Source organism: Cysteiniphilum sp. GTC20157 (assembly GCF_055396795.1).
The window spans coordinates 1,199,131-1,212,794 of sequence record NZ_AP044698.1; the positions used below are offsets into that span (position 1 = coordinate 1,199,131).

Consider the following 13,664-nt stretch of genomic DNA (forward strand, 5'->3'; position numbering starts at 1 on the left):
AAGTATGTTAAAACATTATGCGTTGATACTTGAATATGCAGGCACCAATTACTGTGGCTGGCAGCGCCAAAATCATAGCGATAGTGTACAAGCGCGCTTAGAAAAAGCATTATCCATTATTGCCAATGAACCGATTGAAGTGGTCTGCGCCGGTAGAACGGATACCGGTGTGCATGCTACAGCACAAGTGATAAATTTTTCTAGCTCAGCAATCAGGCAAGAAAAGGCATGGGTATTGGGTGTTAATGCGCATTTGCCTAATGATATTAATGTCTCTGCTGTCTATGAGGTTAATGCGGAGTTTAGTGCGCGCTTTAGTGCATTATATCGACGCTATCAATATGTGATTTATCAGAATAAAACTGCCAGTGCATTATGGCATGAGCGAGTAACTTGGATTAATCAGTCATTGGATATAAGCAAAATGAATACAGCTTGCGCGTATTTGCTTGGTGAGCAGGACTTCAGCTCCTTTCGTTCATCACAATGTCAATCAATTAGTGCCAAGCGTAATATCCATCATGCGCACTTTATTCAGCATGGACAGTTTATTATTTTTGATATTCAAGGAAATGCATTTTTGCATCATATGGTCAGAAATATTGTCGGATCAATGCTAGAGGTGGGTTTAGGCAAAAAATCACCCGATTGGATCAAAGAATTGACCAATGCAAAAGATCGCACGCAAGCAGGTATTACAGCACCTCCTCAAGGTTTGTACTTAATTGAAGTGGGTTATCCACGAGAATTAGATATTATTGCCTATCAAGAAGTGCCGTTTAAGAATGACAATATACTGTGATGAGTAGCATTAATCTGTGGTATAAGATCAGAAATATCACCATCGTTTTTAATTACAAAATCACTAAATGTGTGGCGTTCATCATCACTAATTTGGCTTTGAATCATTAATAAAGCTTGTGATTTTGTTTGGTTATCGCGTTTTATAATGCGATCAAGTTTGGTTTCCATACAGGCGCATATCGAGATGATTTTCTTAAGATAAGGATAGTTAGCAAGTGTTGCCGTTGTTAAAAGTGGGATATCGATGATCGTATAGATGGATTGGCTTTTTGAGAGTTTTAATTCGATCTGTTGGCGAATAATCGGATGCATAAGATTGTTTAACCAAGTGCGTGCTGATGTATCTTGACTGATAATGCTGCGTAAGACTTTTCTATCAATCATACCGTTAGTTATGACTGTATCGCCAAACTCATTAATAATCGCTTCAATGACTTCAGATAAGAGGATAACTTCTCTAGCAACTTGATCCGCACAGATAATATCAATGTTATGCAGCTCATGAAAAAGATTAGCAACTGTTGTTTTACCGCTACCAATACCGCCAGTCAATGCAACGGGAAACATGTTTTAATATACCTTGTTATTTTTTCTTGATAGGATAGCGCTGTTTACCTGATATGCATAGAGTAATTAAAGTAATTAACACCTTAAGGGACACAATATGCCTGAGACGATATTATCTACCGCCAAGAACACAACAAAGCACCTTGTCAGTATCAAAGATTTAAAACGTGATGATTTTGATCGACTGATGAAACTTGCGCATGATGCCGAGCACGGTAAACTCATAAATAGTTTGAGTGATAAGATTATTGCCAGCTGTTTTTTTGAAGCATCGACACGCACACGTTTATCCTTTGAAGCAGCGATTCATCGCTTAGGTGCTAAAGTCATTGGTTTTGCTGATGCGCATAATACCTCTTTTGGTCAGAAAGGCGAGAGCTTAAGCGATACCATCCAAATGCTTAATGGCTATGCGGATGCGATTGTTATGCGTCACTTTGAAGCAGGGAGTGCTGAAATTGCTGCAAATGTCTCGCATATTCCTGTGGTTAATGCTGGTGATGGTGCTAATGAACATCCTTCGCAAACCTTGCTTGATCTCTTTACGATAGAACAAAAGTTTGGAAAGATTGATGGTGTTAAAATCGCGATGATTGGGGATTTGCGTTATGGTCGCACCGTGCATTCATTAAGCTATGCGTTATTGAATTATCGAGATATTACTATTTATTATGTGGCACCTCAGGCATTACAAATCCCGGAAGAAATTTTAACTCAACTTAAAAAGAAAAACATAACGGTGCATTGTGTTGAAAGCTTAGCTGATGTCATTGGTGTGGTTGATGTATTATATATGACGCGTTTGCAAAAAGAGCGTTTTTCCGAAGAAGATGGGCATACGATGGATTATGTGCTTACGGCGGATATGTTAATCAATGGTGCGCATGATGATTTAATTGTTATGCACCCACTACCACGTGTGCAAGAGATTTGCAATTCGGTTGATAGCACTCAATACGCGTGGTATTTCCAGCAGGCTAAAAATGGCGTATTTATGCGTCAAGCGATCCTTTATAATTTGTTAAAGGTATGATTTTCAATCATGCAGCAAGTTGATAATAAGACTTCCCAAGATCCTAAAATCCAAAATTGGGATGAATTGGATTTACCTAAAAGCTGGGTTGATGAGTTAAATTTTAAATCACCTGTTGCATGGGCTAAGCTAATAAAAGCTATTTTTTATCCAAAGCATAAAACGGTATGTGTAGATGAGGAATTATTGCAGGCAATGCCTATTCCTAAGTATGTTTTACAGGAGTTTCATAATATTCCTTGTGGAAACTATTCAAAGCTATTAACTCGTGGTTATATCAAAGGCTTTGATATTGCGATGCTTAATCAAGTTGATTCCATACGCAAAAAAATATCACAGTATCTTAAAGATTGTCATGCAGTTTTGGATATCGGTTGTGGTGGTGGAAAAACTGCCAATGTAATTTATCAAGAAGGCGCTTACGATACTTGGGGGATTGATCCTAGTCCCTATTTACTAAAGCATGCTGCTTTAGACTACCCACATATAAAATTTATTCAAGGTGTTGCTGAGGCATTGCCATTTGCTGATGAGCGCTTTGATGGATTAAGTGCATGCTATGTGTTACATGAAATTCCACCAAAATACATCAAACAACTCATCGCGGAAGCTTCACGTGTGCTTAAAAAGGGTGGGTTATTTGTCATTGCTGAACCATCACCAGTGCAGTATCAAGATAAAATATGGCAATTATGTAAAAGCCATGGGGTAACAGGTGTTTATTTCAAAATATTAGCACGCAAATTAAATGAACCCTTTGTTAAAGCATTTCATCAGTTGGATTTACATGAATTATTTATTGAAGCAGGATTTGATGTATTAGAGGATCAAAAAGAGATGCCACATCGGTTTATTTGTGTCAGAAAGCGCTAAAGATTGCTATTTTTTACTGCTTGATTTTGAAGCTAATAAATTTAAAGCATTTGCAACATCAAATGCCTGAATCTTATCGTAGATATAGATCTTATACAGCGCACGATTTGATGTGTTAATAATGTTGATAATGAAATAACTATTTTTCTTGTAAAGTTTAACTTTAGAGATTGAAGTATAGTAAATACGTTTATGTTTCTCATATGTCAATGAAGATGATGAACTGCTTCCTCCAGCTATGACAGTAGTGGAGTTTAATATTGGAGTTGCGGAGCTATAACCTCTTCCACTGGAGGCGGTCGCTAAACCATAAGATAGTAATATGTAATCATCGTTAAAATAGACTGCTGCAGGTTTAAATTTTTCAGGTTGCTCCATAATAGCTTGTTCAATTATTGATTGGGCTTTGGATATGTTCTCAATAGACTTATCAGGGTAGGAGATCAGCTTTGCGCAACTTGATAAAGTTAAGATTAATAATATTGCAATGATAAGCTTATAATAACGACGAGCTCTAACTGGTTTGTTTGATGTGTTCATTGATTAATCCTTAATCTTATTAATATGCTGTTGAGTATAGCTAAAGAAATGGTATTAATCTAAAGCTGTTAAACTCTTGACGCTATTACATTACCTTTTAATGCCACGCCTGACATCCATAAACCATTTTCACACACATAAGTATCTGTGCTTGATGTCGTGTTATTTTTCCAATTCGATTGAATATTAGCAACGCCATTGCCACCCATTTCTTTGGCTTGGTTTTCTAAGCTTAGCAGTGCTGAATAGAATACCCAGTTACAAGAAGCGACAGGATCTTTAGCAAAAGCATTAGAACGACGGCTTGTTGTAATCTCACCTAAGTCTTTAGCGCCTGCGGGAGCTGAGTTTTTGCCGAAGTAAAATTTAAAATCACTTGTTTGCGTTTTTACCTTTGTAGGCATTGAGCTCATCGCTTGATTGATGTTGTAATTGCCTAATCCAGTATTTGATGAGCAAGCGCTTATTGCCAAAGCTGTTGTTGCAACAAATATTGGCAAGGTTATGTTGATGAGTTTAGATTTTTTCATTTTTTGATAAATAAGTATGATATTAGTGGGTGAATTTTATCAGGATGTCTTAATAAGTGAAAGAGAATAAATTCAATTACCCCTCACCCGTAGAGCCTATGCTGCACGAGCGGCCCCGCAAGGGGAGAGGTGAAGGTTTGTCACTATTATTTAGTAACTCATTTGCAAAATTTTTAAACTGTCCTCAGGGGTGATGTCAGCATGCTCTCCCAATGCAATAAGACCATTATCTTTCAGGTTATTAATAATGTCGTCAAATTTATCCTGAGCTAATTGATAAGCACTAATTTTGGTTGGGTTGCCCATTTGCTCAAAAAAGGCGCGTGTTTTCTCAATAGCGATTTGCACTTTTGTTTCATCATCAAGCGCTTTATCAACCTGCCATACACGTTCAGCGTATTGAATTAATTTGGCTTGTTTTTTATCCTTCTTATACTCCATGATGCTTGGTAGAATAATCGCAAGGGTTTGCGCATGATCCAAGCCGTAAAAGGCTGTTAATTCATGCCCAATCATATGTGTTGCCCAATCGGTTTTTACACCCTGAGCGATGAGCGTGTTCAGTGCTAAAGTAGCTGCCCACATAATGTTAGCACGCACATCATAGTCATTAGGTTGAGTCAGTACTTTTTCACCTTCTTCAATTAACGTGCTGAGAATGCCTTCAGCAAAACGATCTTGTAATTGAGCATTTTGCGGATAAGTTAAATATTGCTCCATCACATGGACAAAGGCATCAACAACACCGTTGGCAACTTGTCTTGCCGGCAGGGTGTAAGTTGTCTCGGGATCAAGAATTGAAAAAACAGGGAATACTTTTTCATGCATAAAGGCAAGTTTTTTATTCAACGCTCGGCGCGAGATAACTGATCCTGAGTTCATTTCAGAACCTGTCGCAGGCAGTGTTAACACACAGCCAAAAGGTACAGCCTCAGTAATATCAGCATGTTTAGCTAAAATATCCCATGGATCACCTTTGAATTTAGCAGCTGCAACTATAAATTTAGTAGCGTCAATAACCGAACCGCCACCAACAGCTAATACAAAATCAATATTATTTTGTTTGATGAGTTCAACTGCTTTAAGGCAGGTTTCATATTCAGGGTTTGGTTCAATACCTGAGAATTCAGTTACTTGATGGTCAGCTAACGCTTTTTTTACTTGGTCATAAACACCATTTTGTTTAATGCTGCCACCACCGTAGATTAATAGTACTTTTTGATCTTTGGCAATGGCATGACTTAATTGTGCAATTTGCCCTTGACCGAAGTAAATACGAGTTGGGTTGTAATAGATAAAGTTTTCCATAAGATGCTCCATTTTAGATTTATGCCATCATCGATTCGGTGGCATTAACGGAGTCAAAGTGTAGCATATCCCCTCATGGCTTTATAGCGATTTGCGCTTATTTATGAGGTATTTCATTGCTAATACCATAAGGCATTCCGCGATAAACAACGCCAAACTCACTGTTTAGATTATGGTGTAAAATGACAATTGGCGTAAGGATTCAAGCGCATAAAAAACCGATGAAGTCAAAAGAAACCGACGTTTCAGTTTTGTTACAAAATCAATTCTGACTTTTGCTTTTTAATAAACGCAAACTGTTAAAGACTACGAGTAAAGATGCCCCCATATCAGCACCAATAGCCATCCAGATATTAGCAAGTTCAAGAAGTGCTAGTGCCATAAAGATGACTTTAAGTCCCAAAGCAAAGGTGATGTTTTGCTGAATAATGGTTTTAACACGTTTGGCATGTTTGATTAACCATGGCAATTTAGCTAAATCATCGGACATCAATGCAATATCAGCTGTTTCAATCGCAACGTCACTGCCGGCATCCCCCATAGCAAGACTTAAGTCAGCCGTTGCCAAAGCAGGGGCATCATTAATACCATCACCAACCATTGCAACTGTTTGATATTGTGCTTGTAGCGCTTTGATTTTGGCTACTTTATCTTCGGGTAAAAGCTCAGAGTAAACCTCATCAAGTCCGGCTTGCTCTGCAATAAACTGTGCAGCTCCCTTATTGTCACCGGTTAATAGCGCGGTTTTAATACCAAGAGCATTGAGTTTAGTTAGGGTTTCTTTTGCATTATCTTTGATGCTGTCAGCAACGGCAAAAAGCCCTAGAATATGATTGCTGTTAGCGAAGATTAATAATGAATGTCCTGTTTTCTCTAATGCAAGAATTTGGTCATGAAAAGCGCTTAGGCTTGTTGTGATTTCTGTTTTTTCATGTAGATATTTATGGCTTCCTATCCAGTAATTGTGATCATTAATTTGTCCGGTAATCGCTTTACCTTTAATAATTTGAATATTAGAAGCATTAAAGGTTTTTTCTAATTTAAGCGCCGCCATTTTATTAAAGATAGCATGTGCTAAGGGGTGATTATTGCCTTCTTCAAGTGCAGCAGCAAGTTGTAGTAATTCATTATCACTATACTCTTTTGAGATATTAATAATTGACTGAATAACCGGTTTTCCTTGGGTAATCGTCCCTGTCTTGTCAAAAGCAATCGCTTTAAGCTTTGCGGGTAACTCAAGAAAACTGCCCCCTTTGATTAAAATACCAAGGTTAGCAGCGGCACTTAAGCCTGAAACAATACTCACAGGTGTCGAAATAACTAAAGCGCAAGGACAGGCGATGACGAGAATAACTAGGGCTTCATAAATCCAGTTGTACCAACTGCCACCAAATAATAATGGTGGGGTAATCGCGACTAGCAGGGCAAATAGCATCATCAAAGGAGTGTAGTATTTGGCAAATTGCTCAACCCACATCTCGGATTTTGCCTTATTCGCTTGCGCTAATTCCACTTGACGGATAATGTTTGACAGCGTTGATTCAGTGGCAAGTTTTGTAACTTGGACGTATAAGAGACCATCTTCATTTAAACTGCCGGCAAAGACAGGATCACCTGATTTTTTTTCAACAGGTAATGACTCTCCAGTGATTGGTGCTTGATTAATAAAGCTCTCACCTTCTTTAACAACACCATCCAAAGGAACACGTTCACCGGGTTTAATGACGATTGTTGCACCAATGTTAACTTCTTCAACCTTCTTAACATCGATATTTTTATGGTGTGAGCAATAAACATTAGCAGTTTCAGGCGCTATTTCTAGTAATGATTGAATCGCTTTTCGAGCCTTACCAACACTCCAAGATTCTAATAGTGAAGCGATCGAGAATAAAAAGACAATCATGCCAGCTTCTAGCCATTGTCCTAAACATACCGCACCAATAACAGCAATGGTCATTAAAAGATTAATATCAGGTCGCATACGTTTTAACGCTGCCCATGCTTTAGGATAAATAAAAAAGCCACCAACGATTAACGCCAAAACATAAAAAACAATCGAGCTAACAGGTTGAGCAGTTGCTGCACCATGCTCACCAATAAGGGCATCTAAAAATCCATGATAGCTGCCATGGATGGCAAAACCTATGATTAAAAACAGTGCACAAATCGGTGTTAATAGGCTGCGCATGTGCTTTTGCCAAAAGCTTTCGCTATTGGTTTGTTGTTTGATTTCATATTGTTGCCAACTGATAAATTGGTAGCCTGTCGCTTTGAGCCTTTTTTCAATTTCAGCTTGTGTAAATTGTTGTGTTTGATTGTGGATCATAAGCTTGCCTTTCAATAGGTTAAACTGTAAAAGGCTTTCATCTTTGACATAAGGCAGAAGCTCTCGTTTTACTACAGAAACTTCATCTAAACAGTCCATGCCATAAATTTTATATTCAAACATTTTGCTTCACCTTTTTCCCCTTTGTTTGATTAATGGGTTTCATCCGACCAGTGTTTATACATATCTTGTAAAATACAATACACATGCTCGTCGTATAAGGAATAGAGTACTTGTTTACCCTGACGCTCACCTTTAATCAGACGTTGTTGTTTCATTAGCTTTAAATGATGACTAACCAGAGGCTGAGAGACTCTAAGTTTTTCGACAAAGTGATTAACCGGCGTTGCCTCTTTTGCGCATAAGAATAAAATGCGCATACGATTGGCATCACCCATGATCTGACACACATCAGCAATTCTCGTCAAAATAAGTTCATCTACATCACTCATCATAAATCCATAAATTTTTATATAAAAAATAATTTATACAATTTAGATGAAAAGGTCAGTGATGTAAAGCAGTTAATATCACATTCGTGTTGATGCCAGTAATTAAAAATTTACTGTAAAAAAATTATTTTTTTGTTATATTTGTCGCCCTTGAAAATACAGTTCACAATTCGGAGTGTTATGACTTCCACCTCGTATCAGGAAAAACTAGCTCAAATGCCATTGGCAAAATCTTGGGCAGTGGTAATTTTAATTTCATTTTTCTTTTTCTTTGAATTTGGCTTAGGTAATGCTTTTAATACATTAACACCTGCTATTTTAAACGCTTATCCAGATTTGACCCCAGTAAGTGTGAGTTTTATTGCCAGTTTATATTTTTATACGAATATCGCGTGTTTAATTCCTGCAGCATATATTCTAGATAGATTCTCACCGCGTTTAGCTATATCAATCGCTTTACTCGTCTGTGCATTGAGTATTTTTGCAATGACATTGACAACAAGTATATATGTGATGGGTATTTCTCGCCTATTTATGGGTATGGGCGCGAGTTTTAGTCTTGTCGGTTGTATTCGCATCGCAACAAACTGGTTCCCAGCAAATCGCTTAGGTTTTGTCATTGGTATTATTATTGCGATTGGTATGCTAGGTGGTTATGCAGCACAAGCGCCTGTTGGCTATTTGCTTGACGCTTTTGGTTTAGCCCAGACCTTACGCATAATTAGCTTGTTTGGTTTAGTGTTAGCAATCCTTATTTTTATTGTTGTGCGTAATGCCCCAAAAGAATTAGTAGCAGCGCGTACAATGCAAACTAAAGCTTTGCGATCTGAGTCTATCTTAGCAACCTTAAAGCTTGTGTTATCCAAGCCACAAAACTGGTACGCTGGTCTTTATGTCGGCTTGATCAATATTGGCACATGGATGTTGGGTGGCATGTGGTCAAATGAATATTTGATGAAAACGCATGATGTTAGCATGCTAGAAGCGCGTTCGATTACGGGGTATATATTTTTAGGTATGATCTTTGCTTATCCGTTTTGGGGTTGGTTGACTGAACGTATGCGTCGCCGTAAACAGCCACTGATTCTTGGCGGTGTAACATCAGTGATCATCATTGCCATTATTATGTTTTGCACAGTGAGTGTTGCACAATTATCAGTATTATTTTTCTTACTAGGGTTTGTTACGAGTGCGCAAACCGTTGCTTATCCATTTGTTGGTGAAACCAACCCGATGAAAAATAATGCCATTGCAACAAGTATTGTGTCGATGAATTCATTATTATGGGGTGGCGTAATCGCTATGCCATTATTTGGCGTGATGACAACATGGTTTAATCACAGTAAAGGTTTGGATGATATGGCAGCCCCTGGGCTTAATTTTGGTATGGGGATTTTGCTAATTGGCTTTATCATTAGTATTATATTTGCTTTATTCATTAAAGAGACGTATTGTAAGCGTCAAGTGGACTAAGTAAGGGAAAATATGCAATTTCTTGAATTTGAAAAACCAATTGCTGAATTAGAAGCAAAGATTGAAGCGTTGGCTAAATCCAATGCACATAGTGAAGATGTTCAACAGGAAATCGAGAAATTACAAGGTAAAACGACCGATTTAATGAAGAAGATTTATAATTCATTAAGCGATTGGCAGATAATTCAATTGGCGCGTCATCCTGAGCGCCCATATTTTTTAGATTTGCTTAATAAAGTTTTTACTGATTTCCAAGAGCTGCACGGTGATCGCGCTTTTGCAGATGATAAAGCAGTTGTTGGCGGGTTAGCCAAATTGGGCGATCAAGCAGTGATGGTGATTGGTCAGGAAAAGGGGCGCAAAACAAAAGATAAACTGCGTCATAATTTTGGCATGATGCATCCAGAAGGTTATCGTAAAGCACTCCGCTTAATGAAATTGGCTGAAAAGTTTAATGTGCCTGTGATTACATTTATTGATACACCAGGTGCTTATCCCGGTGTTAAAGCCGAAGAACGCGGGCAAAGTGAGGCGATTGCGCGCAATTTGCTTGAAATGTCTAAGCTTAATGTGCCAATTATTTGCATGGTGATTGGTGAAGGTTGCTCAGGAGGAGCGTTGGGTATTGGTGTGGGTGACAAGCTGGTGATGCTCGAGTACAGCTATTTTGCCACAATTTCACCAGAAGGGTGTGCTTCAATTTTATGGAAAACAGCCGAAAAAGCCGCCGATGCCGCTGAGATTATGGGTATTACTGCTAAGCGTTTAAAAGAGCATAACATTGTTGATGAGGTCATCAAAGAGCCTTTGGGTGGTGCGCATCGCAATATTACTGAAGCCGCAAAGGAAATCAAGCTGACTTTAGAGCGTTTGTTAGGTGATTTAAGTGCACTATCTAATGATGATCGCTTGGCAAAACGCTATGACAAATTAATGTCTTTTGGTGCATTTGAGGGGTAATTATTTTAAAGGGCAGCTATTAAGAATGTCCAAACCATTTCTTCAATTTATTTTCTGCTTTTAATACATGTTTCTCTAATCTTGGAAAGCGATGCAATAGTTTGTGAAGCCATTTTCGTATTGGTGGGACAAGCCATGAAAGCACAATGATTCCTGCGAAAAAGAATACAAACCCCGGAATGATGGGCAAAACCGCACCCAGCAAGGCCAGTGCAAATAGAATGATGACAATGACGATGAGTAAGGTTTTTTTAAAGATAACGCGCATAGTTTATTTCGATGGGTTATTTTTATCAAACAGATAAAGGTAATCACCATAGCCTTTACTTAGCATCTCGTCTTTAGGAATAAATTGAAGTGCTGCTGAGTTAACACAGTAGCGAAGTCCTGTTGGCTTTGGTCCATCATTAAAAACATGTCCTAAATGTGAGTCAGCTACCAGAGATCTAACTTCTGTGCGTACAAGAAAGAAGAATTTACGATCTTCTTTTTCCTGAATATATTTTGTATCTATTGGTTTTGTAAAGCTTGGCCAACCTGTGCCTGAGTCAAACTTGTCAGTCGAGCTAAACAGTGGTTCGCCAGAAACTATATCAACATAAATACCTTCGCTTTTATTATTCCAATAGCTATTATCAAAGGGCTTTTCTGTTGCCTCTTCTTGAGTGACTTGGTATTGCAGCGTTGATAGTGTACTAAGTTTCTGCTTTTTTATATCGGCATTAAAATGTTGGTAATCAGTTGCCATTGCAATAACTCCTATACTTATTAAGATAAAGCCTATGCTAATATTACGCGGGTACATCTATATTCTCCTGCCAATTGCACTGTTTTGATTTTAGCAGGGTAATTGCTATAAAGTGATAACTTAAGAGAGTGAAAACAATAATGTAACAATTTTTTTACATGGCAATACCCTCTTGAAACGGTTTCTTCACATTTTTCTAAATATAATGCAATCAATTCGATCGCGTGATCGTTAGAAATAATAGTTTGAAATTTGAGTAATAGGAGCAGAAAATGATCATAACAAAACAGACACAACAAAAAGCATCAACTTGGCAAAAAATCAAAAAAGAATATATCAAGTTTTGTTCATTGCAAGCACAGTCACATTTATATTTATAAGGTTAGTTTTGTTTGTGGAAAAAGGTAAAGATAGTTGGGTTAATGCCAAGTTTATTGATCACAAAATAAGTTAATACCAGATTCCAGAAAATCATCGCAATTGCTGAAGCAATTGCGACACCAAAGGCATGTAAACTTGGAATAAGTGCAATGCCGAGGATAATGTTGATAACAAGTGCGATGTAAAAAACACGACACGTTGTTTTTTCAAATCCTGCCATATTTAAGATCGTAAAGACACTACCACATAGGACGTTAACCGCTTGACCAATCATTAACACACAAAACAGCGAATAGGCTTGTGTATATGCTTGACCATAAAGCATAGTAATCCAGTAGCCAGCAATAACTAAAGTTACCATGCCAAGAGTGGATAACCCGCAAATAATACGTGTATATTCAGTGATTTTGGCTTGGAATGCATCATGTGCTAACATTTTATAATCATTAGCCACTTGTGCCATAATATTGGCGCTAACTGCATTTAAAACAAAGACAACTAAAGCACTTAGTTGAAGTGCCACGGCATAATAAGCAATACTTTCATTACTAGAGAATATTTTCAGTAAGACAATGTCAATTTGACTTAGCAATAAATTACCCCATTTTAATAACATAAAAGCGAGATTACTGCCGTGTGGCTTATGACTTTTAAATCCGTATTTGATGCTGACTTTTAACCATAATATAAGCATGTAAAGGGTAATCGCGGCAAACATTGAGCCCACAAGTAGCGGGGCATTATGAATTTTGATTACAATATAGATGCCAATGATCAGTAGCATAATCAGACGCATGATAAATTGAATTAAGTTTGCATAAATCACTTTTCTATTGGCGACATAAAAAGACTGCAGAAGATTAGCAATAAAAAAAGGTAGCGCAAATAAGAAAGCAAAAACTTCAATAAAACTGGCATTGGGATCAAATAAATAGATATAGCTAAAACAGCCAATGCAGGCAAGTGCAAGAATGATTATCCCGCGGCGCCAAAACCAATTGTGTAGTTGGAAAACTTCTTTTGTACGTCTACCCCCACTGTTGCTAGACCAGCCCCAGCTACGAGCTAAGATGCCATCAGCACCAAGGGTAGCAATCACTGCAGAAATAGTGGCAATGGTCACACCAAACATATATTGTCCATATTCAGAAATAGTTAGATAGTGTGCCAGTAAAATGGCAGAAGCAAAGGCAGTCATTTGTCCTAAGCCTTGTACAAACATAGTGCCCAGAGATTTGACTAAAATCTCGTTGTTAAGTAGTTTTTTAGCTTGTGCTATTAACATCATTAAATGCATCTTTTGGGTTTAGGTAATCCTGCAATTTTGGCAGCTTGCCGCGCAGGGGAGACAGGGAATAGGGTTTGTAGATAAAGGCTATTGCCAATGTCATTGCCATATTGCTCTTTGAGTGATTTAACCAAAAGGCGAATCGCTGGTGCTGCGTTATGTGTCTTGTAGTATTCGCGTAAAAAATAAATAACCTGCCAATGTTCATCGGTTAGTGTAATATTCTCTTCTTTGGCAAAAGCATAAGCGATATCAGTTGACCACTGTGTGTGGTCTTTTAAAAAGCCGTGCTCATCAAGTGGTATGGTAAATTGGGTCATTAATGCAGAAAAGGAAATTTACAATCGCCCTATAGTAGAGGAATTTAGTGATATAGTGAAG

15 protein-coding genes are annotated in these 13,664 nt (G+C 37.9%); 5 read left to right on the forward strand and 10 right to left on the reverse strand.

All coding sequences use genetic code 11. From position 1 onward, the window contains the following. Positions 1-4 precede the first annotated feature (4 nt). On the forward strand, positions 5-802 hold the full coding sequence (truA, locus tag ACZ5V8_RS05455) for a tRNA pseudouridine(38-40) synthase TruA (RefSeq protein ID WP_440616092.1): 798 nt from the start codon (positions 5-7) through the stop codon (positions 800-802). Here the strand turns inward: truA and coaE are convergent. Continuing rightward, entirely contained in the window at positions 766-1,371 is a 606-nt protein-coding gene (coaE, locus tag ACZ5V8_RS05460) for a dephospho-CoA kinase (protein ID WP_440616091.1), read from the reverse strand. The two genes, truA and coaE, sit on opposite strands and share 37 nt — an antisense overlap. A gap of 97 nt (positions 1,372-1,468) precedes the next feature. Here coaE and pyrB point away from each other — a divergent pair, with 97 nt between their 5' ends. Together pyrB and ACZ5V8_RS05470 are read left to right on the forward strand one after the other, a co-directional pair. Continuing rightward, positions 1,469-2,404, forward strand: a complete 936-nt coding sequence (pyrB, locus tag ACZ5V8_RS05465; RefSeq protein WP_440616090.1) for an aspartate carbamoyltransferase — start codon at positions 1,469-1,471, stop codon at positions 2,402-2,404. A gap of 9 nt (positions 2,405-2,413) precedes the next feature. Then, positions 2,414-3,277, forward strand: coding sequence for a class I SAM-dependent methyltransferase (locus ACZ5V8_RS05470; protein WP_440616089.1), 864 nt, complete (start codon positions 2,414-2,416; stop codon positions 3,275-3,277). Positions 3,278-3,283: 6 nt separating this feature from the next. Here ACZ5V8_RS05470 and ACZ5V8_RS05475 read toward each other — a convergent pair whose 3' ends face one another. The 5 genes from ACZ5V8_RS05475 to ACZ5V8_RS05495 form a co-directional block, all read right to left on the reverse strand. Next, positions 3,284-3,817 (reverse strand): hypothetical protein, encoded by a 534-nt coding sequence (locus tag ACZ5V8_RS05475; protein WP_440616088.1) that lies wholly within the window; start codon positions 3,815-3,817, stop codon positions 3,284-3,286. A gap of 68 nt (positions 3,818-3,885) precedes the next feature. Then, on the reverse strand, positions 3,886-4,347 hold the full coding sequence (locus ACZ5V8_RS05480) for an excinuclease (RefSeq protein ID WP_440616087.1): 462 nt from the start codon (positions 4,345-4,347) through the stop codon (positions 3,886-3,888). Between the two features lie 150 nt (positions 4,348-4,497). After that, positions 4,498-5,655, reverse strand: coding sequence for an iron-containing alcohol dehydrogenase (locus tag ACZ5V8_RS05485; RefSeq protein WP_440651682.1), 1,158 nt, complete (start codon positions 5,653-5,655; stop codon positions 4,498-4,500). Positions 5,656-5,917: 262 nt separating this feature from the next. Beyond that, positions 5,918-8,104, reverse strand: coding sequence for a heavy metal translocating P-type ATPase (locus ACZ5V8_RS05490; RefSeq protein WP_440616086.1), 2,187 nt, complete (start codon positions 8,102-8,104; stop codon positions 5,918-5,920). Between the two features lie 29 nt (positions 8,105-8,133). Then, a complete protein-coding gene (locus ACZ5V8_RS05495; protein WP_464218678.1) occupies positions 8,134-8,436 on the reverse strand; it encodes an ArsR/SmtB family transcription factor in 303 nt (100 codons plus the stop codon). 177 nt (positions 8,437-8,613) lie between these two features. Between ACZ5V8_RS05495 and ACZ5V8_RS05500 the strand changes: the two genes are divergently transcribed. Both ACZ5V8_RS05500 and ACZ5V8_RS05505 read left to right on the forward strand, forming a co-directional pair. Continuing rightward, positions 8,614-9,906, forward strand: a complete 1,293-nt coding sequence (locus ACZ5V8_RS05500; RefSeq protein WP_440616083.1) for an MFS transporter — start codon at positions 8,614-8,616, stop codon at positions 9,904-9,906. A gap of 12 nt (positions 9,907-9,918) precedes the next feature. After that, positions 9,919-10,866, forward strand: coding sequence for an acetyl-CoA carboxylase carboxyltransferase subunit alpha (locus tag ACZ5V8_RS05505; RefSeq protein WP_440616081.1), 948 nt, complete (start codon positions 9,919-9,921; stop codon positions 10,864-10,866). Between the two features lie 19 nt (positions 10,867-10,885). On the opposite strand, the gene ACZ5V8_RS05510 is transcribed toward ACZ5V8_RS05505, so the two are convergent. The 4 genes from ACZ5V8_RS05510 to ACZ5V8_RS05525 form a co-directional block, all read right to left on the reverse strand. After that, positions 10,886-11,134: a DUF4564 domain-containing protein gene (locus ACZ5V8_RS05510; RefSeq protein ID WP_440616079.1), complete on the reverse strand. Its 249-nt coding sequence runs from the start codon at positions 11,132-11,134 to the stop codon at positions 10,886-10,888. Positions 11,135-11,137: 3 nt separating this feature from the next. Further along, positions 11,138-11,671 (reverse strand): peptide-methionine (R)-S-oxide reductase MsrB, encoded by a 534-nt coding sequence (msrB, locus tag ACZ5V8_RS05515; protein WP_440616077.1) that lies wholly within the window; start codon positions 11,669-11,671, stop codon positions 11,138-11,140. A gap of 325 nt (positions 11,672-11,996) precedes the next feature. Next, on the reverse strand, positions 11,997-13,283 hold the full coding sequence (locus ACZ5V8_RS05520) for an MATE family efflux transporter (RefSeq protein ID WP_440616076.1): 1,287 nt from the start codon (positions 13,281-13,283) through the stop codon (positions 11,997-11,999). After that, a complete protein-coding gene (locus ACZ5V8_RS05525) occupies positions 13,283-13,603 on the reverse strand; it encodes a TusE/DsrC/DsvC family sulfur relay protein (protein WP_440616074.1) in 321 nt (106 codons plus the stop codon). Before ACZ5V8_RS05525 ends, ACZ5V8_RS05520 begins: the two co-directional genes overlap by 1 nt. Between the last annotated feature and the right edge of the window lie 61 nt (positions 13,604-13,664).